General features: G+C 37.5%; 16 protein-coding genes. 3 read left to right on the top strand and 13 right to left on the bottom strand.

The annotated features are described in order from the left end of the window. Window positions 1-61: 61 nt before the first annotated feature. The 11 genes from hypF to ACLRYO_RS09230 all read right to left on the bottom strand — a co-directional run bounded on the left by hypF (window position 62) and on the right by ACLRYO_RS09230 (window position 11,930). Window positions 62-2,341, bottom strand: a complete 2,280-nt coding sequence (hypF, locus tag ACLRYO_RS09180) for a carbamoyltransferase HypF (protein ID WP_012864152.1) — start codon at window positions 2,339-2,341, stop codon at window positions 62-64. Between the two features lie 35 nt (window positions 2,342-2,376). Beyond that, window positions 2,377-3,786, bottom strand: coding sequence for a thioether cross-link-forming SCIFF peptide maturase (gene scfB / locus ACLRYO_RS09185; RefSeq protein WP_004693319.1), 1,410 nt, complete (start codon window positions 3,784-3,786; stop codon window positions 2,377-2,379). Between the two features lie 166 nt (window positions 3,787-3,952). Then, entirely contained in the window at window positions 3,953-4,096 is a 144-nt protein-coding gene (gene scfA, locus ACLRYO_RS09190; RefSeq protein WP_004693318.1) for a six-cysteine ranthipeptide SCIFF, read from the bottom strand. A gap of 100 nt (window positions 4,097-4,196) precedes the next feature. Beyond that, window positions 4,197-4,958, bottom strand: a complete 762-nt coding sequence (locus ACLRYO_RS09195; RefSeq protein ID WP_101928144.1) for an ECF transporter S component — start codon at window positions 4,956-4,958, stop codon at window positions 4,197-4,199. A gap of 49 nt (window positions 4,959-5,007) precedes the next feature. Next, window positions 5,008-5,850, bottom strand: coding sequence for a hypothetical protein (locus ACLRYO_RS09200; protein ID WP_413084835.1), 843 nt, complete (start codon window positions 5,848-5,850; stop codon window positions 5,008-5,010). After that, the gene (locus ACLRYO_RS09205) at window positions 5,843-6,247 is read right to left on the bottom strand and encodes a hypothetical protein (protein ID WP_279008286.1); all 405 of its coding nucleotides are present in this window, start codon (window positions 6,245-6,247) and stop codon (window positions 5,843-5,845) included. The genes ACLRYO_RS09200 and ACLRYO_RS09205 overlap by 8 nt, the downstream gene beginning before the upstream one ends. Window positions 6,248-6,362: 115 nt before the next feature. Continuing rightward, window positions 6,363-8,501 (bottom strand): heavy metal translocating P-type ATPase, encoded by a 2,139-nt coding sequence (locus ACLRYO_RS09210; protein ID WP_413084836.1) that lies wholly within the window; start codon window positions 8,499-8,501, stop codon window positions 6,363-6,365. Between the two features lie 14 nt (window positions 8,502-8,515). After that, a complete protein-coding gene (locus tag ACLRYO_RS09215) occupies window positions 8,516-8,776 on the bottom strand; it encodes a DUF6110 family protein (RefSeq protein WP_005376730.1) in 261 nt (86 codons plus the stop codon). 103 nt (window positions 8,777-8,879) lie between these two features. Continuing rightward, window positions 8,880-9,086: a FeoB-associated Cys-rich membrane protein gene (locus tag ACLRYO_RS09220; RefSeq protein WP_105086582.1), complete on the bottom strand. Its 207-nt coding sequence runs from the start codon at window positions 9,084-9,086 to the stop codon at window positions 8,880-8,882. A gap of 231 nt (window positions 9,087-9,317) precedes the next feature. After that, window positions 9,318-11,687 carry a ferrous iron transport protein B gene (gene feoB, locus ACLRYO_RS09225; RefSeq protein ID WP_413084837.1) on the bottom strand — a complete coding sequence of 790 codons (2,370 nt, stop codon included), beginning with the start codon at window positions 11,685-11,687 and terminating at the stop codon, window positions 9,318-9,320. A 9-nt stretch (window positions 11,688-11,696) separates the two neighbouring features. Next, a complete protein-coding gene (locus tag ACLRYO_RS09230; RefSeq protein ID WP_413084838.1) occupies window positions 11,697-11,930 on the bottom strand; it encodes a FeoA family protein in 234 nt (77 codons plus the stop codon). Between the two features lie 538 nt (window positions 11,931-12,468). On the opposite strand from ACLRYO_RS09230, the gene ACLRYO_RS09235 reads away from it, so the two are divergent. Beyond that, window positions 12,469-13,767: a DEAD/DEAH box helicase gene (locus ACLRYO_RS09235; RefSeq protein ID WP_024061223.1), complete on the top strand. Its 1,299-nt coding sequence runs from the start codon at window positions 12,469-12,471 to the stop codon at window positions 13,765-13,767. A 221-nt stretch (window positions 13,768-13,988) separates the two neighbouring features. Here the strand turns inward: ACLRYO_RS09235 and ACLRYO_RS09240 are convergent, their stop codons facing one another. Then, window positions 13,989-16,298, bottom strand: a complete 2,310-nt coding sequence (locus ACLRYO_RS09240) for a DNA topoisomerase 3 (RefSeq protein ID WP_412224965.1) — start codon at window positions 16,296-16,298, stop codon at window positions 13,989-13,991. A 180-nt stretch (window positions 16,299-16,478) separates the two neighbouring features. Here ACLRYO_RS09240 and ACLRYO_RS09245 point away from each other — a divergent pair, with 180 nt between their 5' ends. Both ACLRYO_RS09245 and ACLRYO_RS09250 read left to right on the top strand, forming a co-directional pair. Then, window positions 16,479-18,074, top strand: coding sequence for a peptide chain release factor 3 (locus ACLRYO_RS09245; protein ID WP_413084839.1), 1,596 nt, complete (start codon window positions 16,479-16,481; stop codon window positions 18,072-18,074). Window positions 18,075-18,519: 445 nt separating this feature from the next. Continuing rightward, window positions 18,520-19,767, top strand: a complete 1,248-nt coding sequence (locus ACLRYO_RS09250; RefSeq protein WP_105086586.1) for a sodium/glutamate symporter — start codon at window positions 18,520-18,522, stop codon at window positions 19,765-19,767. 90 nt (window positions 19,768-19,857) lie between these two features. On the opposite strand, the gene rsmA is transcribed toward ACLRYO_RS09250, so the two are convergent. Beyond that, window positions 19,858-20,712 (bottom strand): 16S rRNA (adenine(1518)-N(6)/adenine(1519)-N(6))-dimethyltransferase RsmA, encoded by an 855-nt coding sequence (gene rsmA / locus ACLRYO_RS09255; protein WP_412225942.1) that lies wholly within the window; start codon window positions 20,710-20,712, stop codon window positions 19,858-19,860. Window positions 20,713-20,718 lie beyond the last annotated feature (6 nt).

The following is a 20,718-nucleotide window of genomic DNA, read 5'->3' on the forward strand; positions in this document are numbered from 1 at the left end:
TTAAACAATATTCAAAACATTACTAAATAAATTTGTCTAAGAATAAGAGTTGCATGACAATTTATAATTGATTTCCTAACCACAATTGTCCTAAAGCAAGTCCACCATCATTAGAAGGAACTGCTTCATTCATATATAAATTACCTATATGCCACGTCCTATATATGAATTCTAATAATTTACGATTTTGAAATACACCACCAGACATGGCCGCATCACTAATATTATATCGCTCCATCAAGTCTGCCGCCGTTTCACATAGTGCTATTGCAATTGTTTTATGAAATGAAGCGGCTAAATGAGCTCGACATTCACCACGAACAACACCATCCATAATAGATTGAACTGTAGGTGTAAAATCAAGAATATGTCCATCATAATGGTAAGTAAGTAATGATCCTTTTTCATCACCACATAGAGTTTCTAAAGCAATGGCAATTTGTGCATCATAACTATGGACCATACCAAGACCTAATAAAGCACCTACAGTATCAAATAATCGCCCACAGCTTGTAGCTTGAATCATGGGCATTCTAGATTGTAATGCTTTATCTAAAATTTCCCATCCCTTTGGAAGTTCCTTCATCCATTCTTGATATACAAAAGGGATATCATCGCCATAATAATTACGAATATACCATAAGGCTTGTCGCCAGGGTTCAGAAACAGCCTTTTCTCCGCCAGGTAATGGAGCTGCATGAATATGTGCCAATCTCTGATATTGATTGCCTTTACAAAGGAGAAATTCTCCCCCCCATATAGTTCCATCTGGACCATAGCCAGTACCATCCATAGCAATCCCTAGTACAAGCCCCCTTAAATTGTGTTCCGCCATAACAGACGCTATATGAGCATGATGATGCTGAACAGGTACAACAGAAAGATGGAAACTTTCACCTATTTTTTCACCTAACCGAGAAGAAAAAAACTGGGGGTGACTATCTATGATAATTTTATCTGGTTGCACAGAAAATAAGCTCTTATATCGTTTAATAGTCCATTCTAGTGTTTCATGAGTTGATATATTTTCTAAATCACCAATATGGGGCCCTACAAGAACTTCACTACCTTTATTCATAGCAAAAGCATTTTTTAAATCACTGCCCATAGCTAATATCGAAGTTTGTTCTAAACCATCACAATGAATAGGTTCAGGCACATAACCACGACTGCGACGAATAAATCGAGGTTTATTATTGATGACCACTACCACTGAATCGTCAAGGGGCGCATAGATTTCACGATTATGAACGAGGAAATAATCTGCTACCTCACCTAGTTCATTAAACGCTTGATCGTCGTTATATAATACGGAATCACCGCTTTTGTTACCACTGGTCATTATCCATGCCGCATCAAAAGGTAATAACACCTCATGCATTGGTGAATAAGGTAACATAACCCCTAACATGCGATTATCAGGAGCCACATAAGAGCTTAAATGAACAGAACTATTATGATTTTTTTCTAATAACACAATAGGACGTTCCATCCCCGTCAATATATCTAGTTCTACATCATTAATATGTACTAACTCAATCGCCATATCTAGAGTTCCCACCATTATTGCTAATGGTTTATGCGGCCTATTCTTCCGCTTACGTAAGCGTTGTACAGCAGCGTCATTTCTAGCATCGCAAACAAGATGATATCCTCCTACACCTTTTATTGCGATAATACTACCTTCATTAATCAATTCCCGCGTAGTATTCCATATATTCACTGTATCCACAGCCTTGCGATCTGGCTTATACAATGTATATTGAGGACCGCAGCGAGAGCATGCGTTTGGCTCCGCTCTATAGCGACGCCCCTCTATATCTTCATATTCAGCCTTACAATCTTCACACATGGGAAACTCGTTCATCGTCGTCCGCTCCCGATCATAGGGCAAAGATTTGATTATCGTATATCGTGGGCCACAATTTGTACAATTGATGAAAGGATAGTCACGTCTGCGTTTATCCTGCTGTAGTTCTTTAATGCAGTCATCACAAGGCGCCGTATCGGCGCTAATAAAGGTACTCACGGATTCACCTAATGGAGATGGCGCTACTATAAAGTCGATTTCATCACCTTTTACAGTAAGATGTTGTACAGTTTGACTTGTAATACGACATAAACGAGGTTGCTCCGCTTGAACAGCATCTAAAAATAGTTGCAATGCTCCTAGAGGACCTTGTATTTCAACATATACACCGCGGCTATCATTATATACAAAACCAGTTAAACCTAGAGAATGGGCACACATAGAAACAAGGGGCCGGAATCCGACCCCTTGAACTATACCGGTATAGCGAATTCCCCAGCGTTCTGTAGTTTGATTACTATTTTGTTTCATATAAACTCCTACTATACTCGGAGAATCAAGTGTAATTAACCTAATGCAACAGGAATACTTCCATCAATACCAGCTTGTTCTAATTCGGCTTGAATCATAATAGCACATTCGATGCGTTTCTTCTGTAAACGACAACCAAATTCATAAGGTGTTTCTAGATCGCCACCCAATGTAATGTTGTTAGCATGACAACCACCGGAACAGAAGAATTTCGCCCAACATTCAGCACAAGTTGGTTTGGAGAATACATGTGTATTGCGGAAATCTTTAGGAATTTCTGTATTTTGTAAACCATCATACACATTACCAAGCACGTATCCATCTTTACCTACAAATTGGTGACATGGGTAAATATCGCCATTAGGTACGACTGCCATATATTCATGACCTGCCCCACAACCGCGAAGGCGTTTCGCCATACATGGCCCACGATATAAATCCATGCGGAAGTGGAAGAAGTTAAACTTCTCACCCCAGCCTTCTAACTGGCGTTGTAAATAAATATCTGCTAATTTTTCATATTCTTTCTCTAGAGCTGGCCAATCTTCTTCACGAAGCACATAATCCCCTTCTTCACCGACAACAGGCTCCATGGACAAATGCTCAAAGCCAAGATCAGACATTGCCATAACGTCTTTAGTAAAGTCTAAGTTTTTATGAGTATATGTACCACGTACATAGTATTCAAGACCGTGACGTTGTTTTACTGCATTGATAAGGTTTTTAGCAATATATTTATAAGACTCTGCACCACTACCTGCTACTGGACGCATTGCATTATGTACGGATTCACGACCATCCAACGACAATACTAAACTCATCTTGTGTTTGTTTACATAGTCGATTTTATCTTGTGTTAAAAGCATACCATTCGTAGTCAATGTAAGCTTAAATATCTTATTGTGCTTTTCTTGAATGGATTCAATGTATTCAACCGTTTGCTTAACAACATCCCAGTTCAACAATGGCTCACCACCGAAAAAGTCAATTTCACAATGTTGGCGAGGTCCACTCATTTTAATAAGAAAGTCCACAGCTCGTTTTGCTACATCAAAGCTCATCAATTCTCGTTTAACACCGCCGTAATCACCTTGACTAGCAAAGCAATATTTGCATGCTAAATTACAATCATGAGCAATATTTAAGCATAATGCCTTAACAATAGGTTTCTCACCTACTACAAGTTTAAACTCTTTACTCATCGGTGCAAATAATTGCTCCGCTTTGATGAGCTCATCTAACTCGTCCATAATCTCATCTAGTTCTACTGCATCTTCTTTAGCATCTAACGCAGCATGTACAGCATCGCGATTAGTGCCATCATATATGTCAAGAACTCTATCGATGAGTTCGTCGATAACATGGATAATACCGCTATTTACGTCTAAGCAGTAATAGTTATCCTTCATCCGAAACTTATGGATCATTGGTTTTAATTCTAACATGGTACCTCCAATTGATTTGTATGGTAAAAGCTCTAGTATATAGAACTTTCTAGATAATTGTACCACATTTCCACACTAAACGTTATAAAAAGAGTCATAAAGATATACTATACAATGTATGTCTTTAAAACATAAATAAAAAAGGCCCGCTAAGCGAGCCTCTTCATTATTTTTGTTTGCAAACTTGGTTACCAACTGTGCAGCTTGTTTTACAAGCGGATTGGCAAGATGTTTGACATTCCCCACAACCGCCAGTTTTAGCAGTTTTTTGTAAGGATTCAGTGTTGATAGTACGAATACGTTTAGCCATGATTATCCTCCTCAATACTTATCGAATGATATTTATTTTATCATATTTATAAAAAGCCTGTAAAATACTATTTCGTTATATTTTCGTCTACAACTTCAGCTTATTTGGTTTCTACCACTTCAGTTTCTCCTAATTGATGGTCTGTAACTTTTGTGTCTCGCATAGCTTCACCTTTAGTTTTCTTAGGAGCATCCTTACGCAATACTTTTCGTAAAGCCATTGCCACCGGTGTTACAATTACAGCAGCAAAAACTGCTTCTGGAATACCATGTGTAACAGACAAGAATACAATAGAGCCTAATACTTGATCTGGACTAAGATTCATTTTAAGAGCAAACATATCTGCATAGAGTAAGAAGATTAATCCCATAACCATGATCGTATGAAATACAGTCCCCATAAAAGCAGAAACAATAATACGCGGACCTTGCGGTGCTTTCCACAATAATAGATATACCAAATATGCTAATACTGGGAAAAGTATACGCGGTAATACGGAAATGATTGGATTAATAAATAGTGGGGATAAAATATTAGGAGCTGTAATATTTTGCCACAAACTATAGCAACCAAAGATAAAGCCAACAAAGGCCCCCACTTTTGGTCCTTCTACAATAGCACCAATTAGAGTTGGTACATGTAAAGTTGTTACATTTAGCGGCCCTAATGGAATAATACCATAACCAGAAAGCCCTAATGCAATAGTGATACCTGCTAGTAGACCAATAATTGTCAATTCTCGAATCGTAATGCCACTTTTTTTCTCTTTCTTGGCCTCTTTACGTTCAACTTGCTTCAGTTTTTCATTGTCGTGGATTGATACAGTTGAGTTATCATCCAATGGACGTTCAATGTTGTTCATAGATCCTCCTTCGCTCTCATTCCTTACGGATATAAGTCGAAACTAGAAATTAAATACGTTCACGGCGTCGTGAAATAATACCACGCTCTACCAATGCACCTATAATCACTGCTCCACCTGTCATACCAGCTTCTAATAAAGTTGGAGTTACAAACACTAGTGGATTACCTTGGTACGTTGGAAAAACGGTGGGAACTAAAGATAATATAAATTCTGGAATATAACCACCATACAAGATATGGGCGTTCATAGCAAGCCATATGCCTGCAGTAATAATGATACGCAACAAACGTACACCCTTATATGCTAAATCTCTTGGATACAAATAGAATACAAAGACCAATAAAGAAACTAATAATAATACAAGTTCAGCAAATAATATATTTACATTCATGGATGATGCATACATAAAATATACCATCGGATCTTGTAAATCTATATATAGGATTGAGCCAATATACAAGAACGGAATCGGTATAGTATAGGCAATTATATCTAATGCTTCATCAATCATACCCCATCGATAAGTACGATTGAAAAACTTCGTAGCTAATAAACCACATAACTCAATGAGAACTTGAACGATAAAATACACCACAAATAAAAGTAATGCTTTTGCTAATCCATTATCTACATTAAAGCTAAATGGTGTATGAAGAAACGAAAATACCGTCCACCAAGCCCAACTATAAGCATGATACCCCATGCTTAGCGGTAAATCATCGTTAAACTTGGCATTCTTTAGTCGTCGCACCATAATTGGTATGACTAGCGACAAAACTGGAAACACTAAAATGGATAATGATAATGCCCCACTTAATGAAAGTACTGTTGTAATAGCACTTACAAAAAGTGAACAAATTAACGTAAATAGCCAAAAACTTCTATTCATTACAGCCTCCCACTAATCGAGTTAAGCCATAAGCTATAAGCAAGCTAAATGTGACACTTAAATACATAGCTAATAAAAAGGCTATATCACGACCTACTGTTGGCCATCCCCACAACATGGATAAATCAACACCTAAAAAAATACCTTTATAGCTGATACCATGAACGACAACCCAACTCACTACATAAGCAATGCGACTTATAGATTTACCATCATCAAAGGTACTGCTTTTAAATGATAAATAGGCCCAAGGCATACATAAGGATAACAATAAATACCATACTAGTGCTACGGTCGCACTCGATCCATTATGAATCATATATGCAATAATGGGGATTACCACAATAAATAGATTCAAATAAAAGGAGCGCTTACAAATATCTATCAAAATGTTCATATAAATCTCCTACAATATGTAATCTCCTTGTATTTTACAATAATCATAGATAAATGTCATCAAAAAAGAAAAACCTCCATACAGGTAAATCAATACCTATATGGAGGTTCTTTGATTAAGCTACTACAGAATCAGCTGTTACATCAATTGTAGGAACAGTTTCCTTTGGTTCATCTTTTTTCAACAATGGGGTCATGCTTTCTAAGCCGATACCCAATGTGAAAAGATTATGCAACCATGCTGTTTGACTTGGTGGCATAAAGCCAAGTACACCGCCACCAACAAGAGCACCATTGAAACCAACGATACCATTGTAATTTGCTTTGATACGTTTCATCAATGCAATAGAAATGCGGCGCAAATCTACAAGAGCTTGTAGATTATCAGAAGAAATAGTAACATTAGCAATCTTTTGAGCGATTGGAGCGCCTTCATTCATAGCGATACCAACATGAGCTTCAGAAATTGCCGGGGAGTCATTGATACCGTCCCCTACCATCATAACAGTATAGCCATCAGCTTTAGCTTGTTTTACATAACTTGCTTTATCTTCTGGCAATACTTCTGCATGCACTTCATCAATACCAAGTTCGTCAGCTACACGTTGTGCATTACGTTTGGAGTCACCAGTCATCATGACAACCTTTTTAATGCCTAATGCATGCAAATCAGCTATAACTTGTTTTGCCTCTTCACGTACAGGGTCTTTAATGCAAATAACCGCTGCTAATGTACCACCAATAGCGAGGTAAATATGTGAAGATGTATTTGGTAAATTATTGAATTTTTCTTGTTCATCAGCAGGAATCTTTGTTTTTTCATCATCAAAGATATAATGAGCACTACCAATGCGTACACGATAGCGACCAACCTTAGATGCAATACCATGAGCCACAACGTATTCTACATCAGAGTGCATTTCCTTGTGAGGTAATGCATGATCCTTAGCAGCACGTACAATTGCTTTTGCCATGGAATGAGGGAAATGCTCCTCAATACATGCAGCTAATTTCAACATTTCATCTGCATCATGACCGTTAAATGGAATAATTTGTTCAAACTCAGGTTCAGCTTTAGTAAGAGTGCCTGTTTTATCAAATACAATCATATCTGCTTGTGCAATTTGTTCTAGGAACTTACCACCTTTAACAGTGATACCGCGTTTAGATGCTTCTTGCATAGCGGAAAGTACTGCTAAAGGAATAGATAATTTTAATGCACAAGAGAAGTCAACCATTACGAAAGACAATGCTTTCATCACATTGCGAGTCAACAAGTATGTTAAACCAGCGCCAATGAAGCTAATTGGAACTAATTTATCTGCCATGCGATATGCTTGTTGTTCCATACCAGATTTCATTTGTTCAGACTCTTCAATAAGGTTGACGATTTTTTCGTAACGAGATGATTTAGATGTACTACGTACTTCTACAATAGCTTTACCGTCTTCAACAACAGTACCAGCATATACAGAAGTATCTTTATCACGACGAACTGCTTCTGGTTCACCAGTCATGGAGCTTTCATTTACAAGAACAACACCATCGATTACAGTGCCATCCAAAGGAATAACTTCGCCTTGACGAATGATAATTTGATCACCAGCTACAACCTCGTTAACAGGTTTGCTTACCTCAATATCATCCACCAATACCCATACTTTATCTACGTTCAAGGACATGCTTTGAGCAAGATTCAATACGGATTTACGGTGAGTCCATTCTTCTAAGATATCACCAATACCCAATAGGTACATAACGGCTCCAGCTGTAGGATAATCTTTTTGAAGTAATGCAGCACCAATAGCTACACCATCAAGTACTTCTACAGTTAACTTACGTTGCCACAATGTTTTAATCGCTTTACCGATAAATTTAATCCCATCAAACCATGCCCATGCTGCCGCAATCGGTGCAGGTAACACTGCTTTTTTACCTAAGTAAACTGCTGTGCGGTTAATCATCATTTCACGGTATTTTTTATTTACCAAGCGTGGAGAGTATTCGTTCAAAGCTGGTGCTTCGGACAAATCTAAATCGCGTAGACCAAGTACTGCATCACGCACAGCATCAGAATCACCATTATGTTTAATGGCGATCTGACTGCTACGAGTGTAGAAGGTTACATCTACAATTGCATCATTAAGGAGCAATGTATCCTCTACATAAGCAGCTTCAGCTTCTGTAAAGCGATGACCTGTTACCTTAACGTGCAAGCGATTTCTGAGTTTTCGTACAACAGAAAATTGTAACATAGTTAAATCCTCAATTATTTGTTTTCTTCAAAGATTTCTTCGTTGCGTGCTTCGTTGATTTCTTGAGCTTCTGCCAATACATCAGATGCGGATGCTTGTACTTTTTCAGCTGTTTCTAATACAGTTTCTTTAGCGCGAAGACCAGCTGCTACGATACCAGCATATACTTTTTTAGCGTCTTTAGAAGTTAACACTTTAAGACCTACAGTACCTAATGCAAGACCTGCTGCGAATAAATTAGCATTTTTAAGATTGTTTTGGTTGAAGTTGAACATGATAATATTCCTTTCTACTAAATATATATGAAATTACTTACTATATTTGAAAAAGGAGCCCATTATAGAGACCCCTCTTTCAAAACCAGAAATATGTATTAGTTTACTTAACAGTACGTTTAATGCCTAAAGCCTTATTGGAACCATCACAGCTGCAGCTACCACCACAACCAGAGGATTTCTTTGAGCTAGAATCAGAGTCGCCGCCACCACAGCCGCAACCACCTTTTCCAGACACTTGCTTATAAATTTTAGTACCGATATAAGCTAATGCTAATACAACTATGAGTCCTATAACAAGATTATCCATTATTATTCCTCTTTCTCAATATCTACTAAATTACAATATGTGTCTTAGTGATAAACAAGATAAAAGCAATATCTAAAGGATATTTCCCTTTTCTCATTATCATTTAACCACGAATATTGATAATTATCAAGTATTATTTTTAAATTACCTATAACAAAATCGCATTTTTTTTATTCATTTTTGTTTAAAGAATCTAAAAGTGGCTAAATACACCTATTTAGCGACTCTAGATTAGAAACCTAATGCGCGACCTATGTTATAGAAGATGAAACATGCAATCCATGCAAATGCATTTTCATAGAAGAACATGAACAACATCCATTTCCAAGAACCAGTTTCACGTCTAATAACTGCTAAAGCTGCGATACATGGAGGGTAAGTCAAGATGAATAGCATTAATGTTAATGCAATCAATGGTGTAAAGTGTGGATCATTTTGTAAGTAATCAGTCAATGCTTGAGGGTGAAGTGTATCGCCACCTACTGCATAAATTGTACCCAATGTAGATACAACAACTTCTTTAGCCGCTAAACCAGCTACGAGAGATACACCCATTTTCCAGTCAAAGCCTAATGGTTCTAGCACTGGGTTGATAGCTTTACCAAAGGATGCTGCATAGGATTGTTCAAGTTTTTCAGAAGCTTGTTCTTTATCAAGTTTGTCATTTTCAGCATCTAAATTAGCACTGTTTTTATACATTGCCCATGCTGCTGGGAACAAGTCTTTATTTTCATCTTTAATATCATTGAATAATTCAGGTGCTTCAGAATCATCTTCCGTTTCAATTTCAGGAGCATCTTCACCATTATCTTCTGCTGCTGAAGTAGCATCTTCTACAGTAGATTTCATATTGTCAACGATTTCATTAACTTGATCTTTTTGTTCATCTGTAGTGATACCAAAATGAGCCAAAGTTTCAGCATCTTTCATTTCATATGTTTGAGCTACTTGATCATGCAATGCATCATAATCTTTGGAATATTCTACATCCATTGGATATGTTGTGATGAACCATACGAGGATGGAAGCAGCAAGGATGAAAGTACCTGCTTTTTTAAGGTACATAATACCACGTTCAAACATATGAGTTAATGTAGCTTTTAAAGTTGGTAAATGATATGGAGGCAGTTCCATTACGAATGGTTCTGCTTCGCCAGCAAATAAATATTTGCGGAAAATTTTAGCAAATACGATACCAAATACAATACCTAATGCATACACACCAAATACTACAGTACCAGCCCATTCAGGAGGGAAAAATGCTGCTGCAAACAAAGTATAAACAGGTAAGCGTGCAGAACAACTCATGAATGGAGTAATTAAGATTGTTACCATACGATCTTTGTAGTTATCAAGTATACGTGCACCCATTACGGATGGTACGGAACAACCAAAACCTAATAATAAAGGAATAAACGATTTACCATGTAAGCCACAAGCGCGCATTACACGGTCAATAACGAAGGCAGCACGTGCCATATACCCTGTATCTTCCAAGAAAGAGATACCAAGGAATAATAATAGAATTAATGGTACGAAGGATAGTACAGCACCTACACCGGCGATAATACCGTCAGAAATAAGTGATTGTAACTGACCTTCTGGAATAACTGTTACAACCCATGCCTGTAATGCAGTAAAGCCATCTGTAATCCAAGCTTGAGGAATAGCACCTACAGTATTTACGAAGTTAAATAGTAACCACATTACACCCATAAAAATTGGCAAACCAAAAATACGGTGAGTTAAAATTTTATCATAACGGTCAGAACGCGTTTCTAATTGTGTAGGAGCCTGTGTTAAACATGTATTATATACTTCTACTGCGAAGCGGTGACGATATTCTTGGAATACTACATCAAGATCGACTTGATCTTTAATTTCTTCACGAATAGCTTCAGCCTTTTGAATAACAGCTTCCGTATTATCAAAGCGCATAACTTTGCCAATAACGTCCGCATCTTTTTCTAACAACTTAACAGCAATCCAACGAAGTGGATATGTAACAGTACCAGCTTGTTTTAGTTCTTCTACAAGTTCACTAATTTTGCCTTCTAACAAATCACCATAGTTAATTGTTACACCAGGAGCTTTTTGAGAAGCAGCTACACTAATTGTTGCTGCTAACAACTCTTTTGTACCAATGTTTGTACGACCTACTGTGCTAACAATTGTAGCCCCTGTCATTTCTGCCATTTTTTTTAGGTCGTATTTGATGCCCATATCTTCAGCAACATCGGACATATTTAAGGCAATAACCATAGGTTTTTCTAATTCTAATAGTTGAGCCGCTAAATACAAGTTACGTTCCAAGTTAGATGCATCAAGAACATTAACGATTACATCTGGGTTATCGTTTACGATAACATTACGCGCCACCAACTCATCCAAGGAACGTGCTGTTAAGCTATATGTACCTGGTAAGTCAATGAATAATAACTCATGGCCATCAAATTTCGTATGGCCTTCTTTTTTCTCTACTGTAACACCTGGATAGTTACCCACGTGTTGCTTCGCCCCTGTGATATTGTTAAACATTGTAGTTTTACCACAGTTAGGGTTACCTGCTAAGGCAATGCGAATTTGCCCATTTTCTGCCATGTGAACCTCCTATTGAACCTCTACATCAATCATGCCAGCTTCGCTATTACGAAGTGCTAATTCAAAGTTTTTTACTTTGACTTCCACCGGATCACCCAAAGGGGCAAACTTCATAACATGGATTTTTGTACCATGTACGAGACCCATGTCGATTAGACGATGCTTAACATTGCCACTGCCATGTAGTGCAACAATAAGACCAGACTCACCTGGCTTCATGTCTTTCAACTTTTTGATAGCCATACGACACCTCCTAATTATTGTACCTAACAACCTCATATTAACCACACAAAATAATAATGCGTATTAATATCTTAAATTATTATATCAAATCAAGCATTAATTTCAACAATTATTATCATTTTTATGGTTTATTTTTATCTCATATCTATATTTTATTATCATATTTAATATGAGATTATTTATATGATTATCTAATAAAATACTGAATACTAGCTGAAATTTAATATTTCATGGCTATATATTTAGATACAGTAATCAATAAACACTACAAAGATTATCATTTACAAATGCTAACACATTCTCAATTAACAGTTTATAAATAGTTTAAATGTAGTTATTTTAATGTTTTCATTTCTCATTTCACTTAATTATATCAATATTTTTCTATATATTATCAAAAAATATATTCGAAAGTACTATAATATTTTTTTGAGTCTAGAATATATTAAGACTATAAATCTTCCAAGTTCAATTCATTTGCCCCTAGTATGTGCATACTGTATAATTAATATAATATGTATTATAGAAAGGACAATCCATGAAATCTTTTAAATCTTTAGGTGTTTGTGATGAGCTCATCATAGCCCTACAAAAACAAGGTATCAAGGAGCCCACGCCAATTCAAGAACAATCCATTCCTGTCGTCTTTAAAGGGAATGATGTCATAGCAAAAGCTCAAACAGGCACGGGGAAGACACTAGCCTTCTTACTGCCAATTTTACAACGTGTACATACTGATGTTCATCAAGAACAAGTGCTTATCATTGCACCTACACGGGAACTAATTAAACAAATTTCCGACGAAGCGAAGGAACTAGGTTCTATTTTAAATGTAGATATCCTCCCTCTCATCGGTGGTAAAACTATTGAAGCCCAACTACAGCAACTGGGACGTCGTCCTCAAGTTATTCTAGGTACACCTGGTCGATTATTAGATCACGCAAAACGCGGTTCCCTACATTTAGATTGTATTCGCCGTGTTGTACTAGACGAAGCAGACCAAATGTTGCATATGGGTTTCTTACCAGATATTGAAAATCTCATTAGCCAAACAGACGCTAATAGGCAACTGTTGCTATTCTCTGCAACAATTCCAGATAAAATCCGAAATCTCGCAAAGGCATACATGTCTAAACCTATTTCTGTAACAGCAGAAGGCAAACATATCACGCTCGAATCAATTGATCAACGAGTGTATATGATGAATCCTGAAGAAAAAACACAACGTCTCATCAAAATGATTGAAGATGACAATCCATTCTTAGCAATTGTATTCTGTAATAAACGGGAAGGTGCCATTCGTTTATCCTACGAGTTAACCGCAGCAGGGCTTAATATTGCAGAAATGCACGGTGACTTGACACAAGGTCGTCGCACACAAATTCTACGAGACTTTGCAAAAGCGAAAACACAAATCTTAGTAGCTACCGATATTGCGGCTCGCGGTATCGACATTGAAGGTATCACACATGTATATAATTACGACGTACCTCGCGATGTAGATTACTATATCCATCGAATTGGACGTACAGGTCGTGCTGGTAACTCAGGTATTGCTGTAACATTTGCAACTCCACAGGATGAGGCTTGGTTAAGACGTATTGAACGAGCTATTCAAGCTACGCTTACCAAATATACAAAAGATGGTCAGATTAAGACTAAGGGCAACGCCAGTACTGCGCCAAAACGCACAAAATCAGCTAGTAAACCTAAGGTTACAAGCACTTACCAATCCACTAAGGCGAAAGCTCACAAAGCACGAGGCCACAAAGGCTCCAATACACGCCAACGCCGTGCTTCTACCTCCCAAACGGGGCGTCGTGGCAAACGCAGATAAAATTCGGCTTAATATCCTAAACTAAATGAAACAATTTTTCTTCTACAAGAACATTTTCAAAAAAGACGCGTACAGCTAAGCTGTACGCGTCTTTTTATTATCACTGTAAAAATAGTTGTTTCTTGGTAATCTTAGATAACTAAAAACATAACTAAAAACTTTACAATAATCTATATTTATATATATATTTACCGATAATAAGTTACCTTTTATTGGTTACTTTATTTATTAGCATAAATGCTCGGTACCCCATCTACATCAGAACATTGGGTCTTACATTGAGATCGATTGCTACAAATCCAGTTTGTTCGACCTCTCACCTCTTGTTTCACAAAGTAACCTACGTTACATCTAGGGCATTTATATTGTTTATCTTCATCAGATACTTCAATATTACCTTCAACACTAGAAGTATCCCCTTCTACTGGCTGCGTATGTTTACACGTAGGATAATTCGTGCACCCTAAAAAGGCACCAAATTTACCATTCCGCTGTTGCAAACGTCCTTTTTTACATTTAGGACATACAGGTAAGGAAGACAAGTCTACGCTTTCACTATCCATAGGGCGCTTACGATTTTGACTCGTTATAGTTCGTACCACATTTGGCATCATTTGATCAGAGTTTATTACTTTATCAAAACCAAGTTTATCAATTAATAATTTTAAAAACTTAATTTGATCCGCTAAGAAGGAATCTAATGTATCCTCTCCTTCGCTCATAAGTGCTAAGCGTTCTTCCCAAACAGCTGTTTCATCAGGATAAAGCAGCTCTTCTGGCAGAGCATCTACTAAGAGATAGCCCGTTTCCGTTGGAGATAAGACTTGCTTCTTCCCTGACGTTTTCATAAAGCCTCGACTGATAAGCTCATCAATTATGTTTGCCCGCGTTGCTTCTGTACCAATACCAGATACAGCCTTTAATTGTTTTTTCAAATCTTCATTTTTTACGAATTTATGAATTTCCTTCATCGCTTGTAGTAATGTGGATGGCGTAAAACGGGATGGTGGCTTTGTTTGTTTAGCCTCTACAGAAGAATCCGTATATAAAACAGTATCGTTCTTTTTAACTGCTGGCAAGTGGTCCGTTTCTTCAATAATCTCTTTTTTAGGGTCTGATTCAGCCCCACGCTCATCGGTTAGATCGGGCTCGTCATTGTCCGTCGTAGATTTAGACTTATGTCGTTTATAAAGCAATTTCCATCCTTCTTCGATAACTACACGACCATTAGCTACAAACTCTTCCTTGCATTGTTCTACTACAATTTTAGTTTGCTCGTAAATATGCTCCCCATAAAATTGAGCAATATAAGCTTGACTGATGAGGAAATAAATATTTCGCTCCTCTTGGGACAAACTATTTATATTGCAAGCCACCGTTGTAGGAATAATAGCATGATGGGCGGTAATTTTCTTTTCATTCCAAGCACGGCTCTTAATAGAACGATCTGCATCGGCAGCCCACTGTGCTAATCTCTCATCACCTGCATTTTGTAGATTGTTGAGGATTGCATTGCGATCATCATATTGATTGGGTGGTAAATATTCACAATCAGAACGTGGATAGGTAGTTAATTTCTTTTCGTATAATTTTTGCGCTGTATCAAGTACAGTCTGTGGATCATAAGAAAAGGCTTTACCTGCCAATACTTGTAAGGATGATAAGGATAAAGGCAATCGTTGTACATCTTTTTTCTTAGACTTTGTAACACCTTTAATAAAACCGTCTGGTCCAGCTTGTAAACGTTCTACTAATTCATCAGCAATAGCTTTATTAATGAGTCGTCCATCTGGGTCAAGCTCCTTTTGTTCGTCTGTAGGCTGCCAAGTCGCCCAAAACACCCCATTAGGATGGTTATATAATACCTTTACAGTAAAATAGTCTACTGGTTTAAATGCAGCTAATTCTCGTTCTCTACGTACAACAAGAGCTAACGTTGGCGTCTTTACACGACCAATTGGCAATGTTACCTTATTCCCTTTATAACGTTCAGATAGTGTATATGCTCGAGATAAATTCATCCCAATGAGCCAGTCTGCCCGCGCTCTTGCCAATGCAGATTGATATAGATTGTGAAAGTCCTTGTTATCTCTCAAATCATCAAGAGCGGAACGAATGGATTTTTCATCGAGCGCATTTAATAGAATACGCTGTACTGGTTTTGTATTACCTACATAGTACAAAACTTCATCAACTAAGAGTTGCCCTTCCCGATCCGGGTCACCTGCGTTGACGATGACATCAGCTTTGCCGATAAGGTCTTTTACAATCTCAAACTGTTGGCGGCTGCTATCTGTGACAAGCAATTTCCACTCAACTGGTACGATAGGCAAATCTTGAGGACGCCAACGGATATATTTATCATCGTAATCTCCGGGCTCAGCCTGATGCAGTACATGACCTACTACCCAGGTCACCACATCGTCACCTTGGATAAAATAGCCATTCCGCTTTTGGATATTCTTATTTTCCGGCAAGCATTTACTGATTTCGCGAGCCATGGATGGCTTTTCCGCAATAAATAACCGCATGGTCCCCCTCCTTAACATGAAGATAACAGCTAAACCCCAAGCCGTTCTATGAAATCTCATTATACTACAATTTAGTGGTCATAACTAGAAAAATCATGTATAATTTTTACGATATATAGACTGTGAAAGTAGAACCTAAAGATTTATCTGCTTTTACAAACATATTAATAGAGGTGAATCATGACATTTTTAGAAGAAGTACAACGTCGTCGTACGTTTGCTATCATATCTCACCCGGATGCGGGTAAAACAACATTAACGGAAAAATTACTATTATATGGTGGTGCTATTCACTTAGCAGGCTCCGTAAAGTCTCGTAAAACTGCAAAACACGCCGTATCCGACTGGATGGAAATCGAGAAACAACGTGGTATCTCTGTAACAAGTTCCGTGTTGCAATTTGACTACGATGGTTGTCGCGTAAACATCCTTGATACTCCTGGTCACCAAGACTTCTCTGAAGATACATACCGTACATTGATGGCTGCTGATAGTGCTGTCATGCTTATTGACGTAGCAAAAGGCGTAGAGGCCCAAACAAAGAAGCTATTTGCTGTATCAAAAGAACGCGGTATTCCTATTTTTACATTTGTAAACAAAATTGACCATTTCGGTCGCAGCCCATTCGATCTAATGGAAGAAATCGAAAATGTTCTCGGTATTCGTACGTGTCCTATGAACTGGCCTATCGGTATTAATGGCGAATACAAAGGCGTATACGATAGAGAACACGAAACTATAGAGCTCTTTGCAAAAGACGAAACACATGGTCAAGAAAAGTTAGCTTCTGAAAAAGGGGCGTTAACGGATCCTCGTATGAAAGAGTTATTAGGTGACGATGTATACCAAGCATTGCTTGACGATATTGAGTTGCTCGACGTTGCTGGCGATCCATTCGATTTTGATAAGGTTCGTGCTGGTGAATTAACACCTATGTTTTTCGGTTCTGCTATGACGAACTTCGGGGTAAAACCATTCTTAGAAAAATTCTTGGAACTAGCTCCATCCCCTGCTCCACGACAAGCGATAGAGGAAATAGTGCAACCTACTAGTGAAGACTTCTCTGCTCTAGTATTTAAAATCCAAGCTAATATGGACCCAAATCACCATGACCGCATCGTATTTATGCGTATTTGCTCTGGTAAATTCGAAAAAGGTATGTCCGTATTACATCGTCAATCTAATAAAACAATCCGCCTATCTCAGCCTCAACAATTTTTGGCTACGGAACGTACCATCGTAGAAGATGCATACCCTGGCGATATTATCGGTGTCTTTGATGCCGGTACTATGGGCGTAGGAGATACGCTTTGTGCACAAAAGCATAAAGTAACCTTTGGCGACTTCCCTGTCTTTCCTCCTGAGTTTTTTGCTCGTGTATCCCCGAAAGATACTATGAAACGTAAGCAATTCCAAAAGGGTATGACTCAATTGGCTCAAGAAGGGGCTGTTCAAATCTTTGAACAACCAGGTGCCCTTGATTCCTTCGTGGTCGGTGCCGTAGGTATGCTTCAATTTGAAGTTCTTGAGTACCGCCTCAAAAATGAATATGGCGTTGATTTATTAAATCATACATTGCCATATGGTGTAGCCCGTTGGATTGATGGCGAAGTTGATATTGCAGCCTTAAAAGGTATAGATAATGCGATGATTGTAAAAGATAATCGGGATCGCACCGTAGTTCTTATCTCTAACGAATGGCAAATGGGTTGGGTTCAAGAGCGTAATCCGGATGTAACATTCTTAACAACCCCTAAATTACACCATGAGCTATAACTTCTAATTAGCTTATTGCTAGGTATATATATTTTAGTTATATCTTAACATGCATTTATAGAACGAATTTATCGCATTTATAATTTAGAGCCTTACGAAATAACATAAAAATATTAAATTTTAAAACTGGAGTATATTTTATATAATTATAAATATAAAAAATATATTCCAGTTTATTTTTTTATAACAAGAAGGAAAATCACAGATTTAAGTCGAATACATATAGTATGATTATGTACATAAGTAATATATACTATTACTTTTCTATATTTATATGTATAATCATAAAAATAGCTTTATTAATATTATTGTTTTTTTTGTGTTATTATGAGTGTTTAAAGATAAAAATGTAAACTTTTTATACGTTATATATTCTATAGTATTTTTTGACCATTCATGATACCATAAAATTCAGATTTATTTTTTATTTTAAAGGAGTGATTTTATGCCACTTATTGACTTAGCCCTAGTCAACAATGTATGGACCTTAAAACTGTCCATGATTCAAACTGTAGGTCTTGCTGTAATTACCTTATTCATCGGTACTTGGATCAATAAGCATTCCAAGTTCTTACAACGTATGTGTATGCCTGCACCAGCCGTAGGCGCTCTTCCATTTGCATTTTTAACTGCTATTTTGTCTTATTATAAAATCTTAAACATTACCTTTGAAGGTTCCTTGCAAACATTTCTAATGCTTGCCTTCTTTACCACTATCGGTTTAATGGCATCCTTAAAAGTCCTCAAAAAAGGTGGTATCTTCATTATTTTCTTCTTCTTAGCATGTGCAGTGTGGATTGTAGTACAAAATACTGCAGGTATTATGATTGCTAAAGCATTAGGAATTGAGCCAATTATTGGCATCATGGCTGGTTCTGTATCTATGATTGGTGGCCTTGGTACAGCTGGTGCCTTCGGTCCATATTACGAACAATTACTTGGTATCCCTGGTACCGCTTCCGCAGCAGTTGCAGCTGCAACATTTGGCATGGTAGCTGGTACAATCCTCGGTGCGCCTGTAGGTGAACGCATTATTAAAATGCATAAAGTTAAAACACCTTATGAAAATCCTGAGTTAATGGAGGATGAAGGCATCGATATGATCGAAGATCACGTTGAAAGTGGTGGCAAACAGTTCAACTCTCAAGATCTTTTAACAATTTGTATGTGGATTGGCCTTGCATTAGGCATCGGTACCATCGTAAGTGCTGGATTATCTGTTCTTACTCCACTACCTGCATATATTGGTGCTATGATTTGTGCAGCAGTAATTCGTAACTTTGGTGATTTTACTAAAGCATACAAAATCAACGATGCAGCTCTTGATGCGGTATCTAATGTAGCATTATCTTTATTCGTAACAATGGCTATCAACAGCTTAAAGTTAGTTCAATTAATTGATCTTGCTTTACCACTTATTACAATCTTAGTTGTACAAATGGCACTTATCTGTGTATTTGCATACCTTATTTACTTTCTCTTTGGTCGCAACTACGATGCAGTTATGCTTGGTTCCGGAGCTATCGGTTTCGGTTTAGGTGCTACACCAAACGCATTAGTTAACATGTTATCCTTAGCAAGTAAACACGGCCCATCTCCTCGTGCTTGGCTCGTAGTTTCCTTAGTAGGTGCATTCTTAATTGACTTTGCAAATGCTTTCCTCATTACAACCATGGCTGGTATTCTTTACTAACTAAAAAGGACCCATTCGGGTCCTTTTTTCATGAAAAAGAGCTTACTGGAATGATATTTTATCAGTCCAATAAGCTCTTTATGTATTATACTATTTGATTAAAGCTGCCCATGCGTTGGCTACATCGGCAAATTCTTGAAGTGTAAAGGTCTCACCTCTTCGTTGTCCATCAATATTCGCTTTTGCTAATAGCTCTTCAATTCTATCCCTTGTTAAACCCGTTGTCTTCATCGTATTAGAGAATGTTTTACGGCGTTGAGCAAAACCAGCTTTCACAACGCGAAAAAATAGTTTCTCATCAATCACATCTACAGGTGGTTTATCGCGCAATACGCAACGAATAACAGAACTAGTTACTGCTGGAGCTGGTAAAAAGGATTTAGGCGGTACATCAAGAACAATATCTGGTTCCGTATAATACTGAACAGCAACAGATAATGCACCATAGTCCTTTGTGCCAGGCTTTGCTACCATGCGTAAAGCTACCTCTTTTTGCACCATCACAACGAGACGTTCAATAGGTAGTTTACTTTCCAACAAAGACATAATAATAGGTGTTGTAATATAGTATGGCAAATTGGCAACCACTTTAAAAGGTTTGTGATTCATAATCGTTGGCACATCAAGCTTTAACACATCACCATGAATGATACGTACATTGTCATAAGATGCCAATGTCGTATCTAGTACCTCTAATAAGCGACGATCCAGCTCGATAGCCGTTACATCTGCCCCACTTTGCGCTAAACCTTGTGTCAACGTACCAATACCAGGACCGACCTCTAGAACAGGTTCCCCTACGGTTAATTCTGCAGCATGTACAATTTCATCAACTATGCCTCGCTTAATAAGAAAATTTTGCCCTAGCTTTTTGCTCATTTTAATATCAAAGCGCTTACATATATAATGCACAACCTCTAGGCTTGCAATTACTGATTCTAACATCTTAAC

The organism is Veillonella parvula (assembly GCF_047241225.1).
Taxonomy (GTDB): Bacteria; Bacillota; Negativicutes; order Veillonellales; family Veillonellaceae; genus Veillonella; species Veillonella parvula_O.

What these genes read in the sequence shown, in the direction of transcription:
- ACLRYO_RS09210 (WP_413084836.1), bottom strand. Translation starts at nt 8,501, where the DNA reads ATGTTACAATTTTCTGTTGTACGAAAACTCAGAAATCGCTTGCACGTT.
- ACLRYO_RS09240 (WP_412224965.1), bottom strand. Translation starts at nt 16,298, where the DNA reads ATGCGGTTATTTATTGCGGAAAAGCCATCCATGGCTCGCGAAATCAGT.
- ACLRYO_RS09205 (WP_279008286.1), bottom strand. Translation starts at nt 6,247, where the DNA reads ATGAACATTTTGATAGATATTTGTAAGCGCTCCTTTTATTTGAATCTA.
- ACLRYO_RS09195 (WP_101928144.1), bottom strand. Translation starts at nt 4,958, where the DNA reads ATGAACAACATTGAACGTCCATTGGATGATAACTCAACTGTATCAATC.
- ACLRYO_RS09230 (WP_413084838.1), bottom strand. Translation starts at nt 11,930, where the DNA reads ATGGCTATCAAAAAGTTGAAAGACATGAAGCCAGGTGAGTCTGGTCTT.
- scfB (WP_004693319.1), bottom strand. Translation starts at nt 3,786, where the DNA reads ATGTTAGAATTAAAACCAATGATCCATAAGTTTCGGATGAAGGATAAC.
- feoB (WP_413084837.1), bottom strand. Translation starts at nt 11,687, where the DNA reads ATGGCAGAAAATGGGCAAATTCGCATTGCCTTAGCAGGTAACCCTAAC.
- ACLRYO_RS09235 (WP_024061223.1), top strand. Translation starts at nt 12,469, where the DNA reads ATGAAATCTTTTAAATCTTTAGGTGTTTGTGATGAGCTCATCATAGCC.
- ACLRYO_RS09200 (WP_413084835.1), bottom strand. Translation starts at nt 5,850, where the DNA reads ATGAATAGAAGTTTTTGGCTATTTACGTTAATTTGTTCACTTTTTGTA.
- ACLRYO_RS09215 (WP_005376730.1), bottom strand. Translation starts at nt 8,776, where the DNA reads ATGTTCAACTTCAACCAAAACAATCTTAAAAATGCTAATTTATTCGCA.
- rsmA (WP_412225942.1), bottom strand. Translation starts at nt 20,712, where the DNA reads ATGTTAGAATCAGTAATTGCAAGCCTAGAGGTTGTGCATTATATATGT.
- hypF (WP_012864152.1), bottom strand. Translation starts at nt 2,341, where the DNA reads ATGAAACAAAATAGTAATCAAACTACAGAACGCTGGGGAATTCGCTAT.
- ACLRYO_RS09250 (WP_105086586.1), top strand. Translation starts at nt 18,520, where the DNA reads ATGCCACTTATTGACTTAGCCCTAGTCAACAATGTATGGACCTTAAAA.
- ACLRYO_RS09220 (WP_105086582.1), bottom strand. Translation starts at nt 9,086, where the DNA reads ATGGATAATCTTGTTATAGGACTCATAGTTGTATTAGCATTAGCTTAT.
- scfA (WP_004693318.1), bottom strand. Translation starts at nt 4,096, where the DNA reads ATGGCTAAACGTATTCGTACTATCAACACTGAATCCTTACAAAAAACT.
- ACLRYO_RS09245 (WP_413084839.1), top strand. Translation starts at nt 16,479, where the DNA reads ATGACATTTTTAGAAGAAGTACAACGTCGTCGTACGTTTGCTATCATA.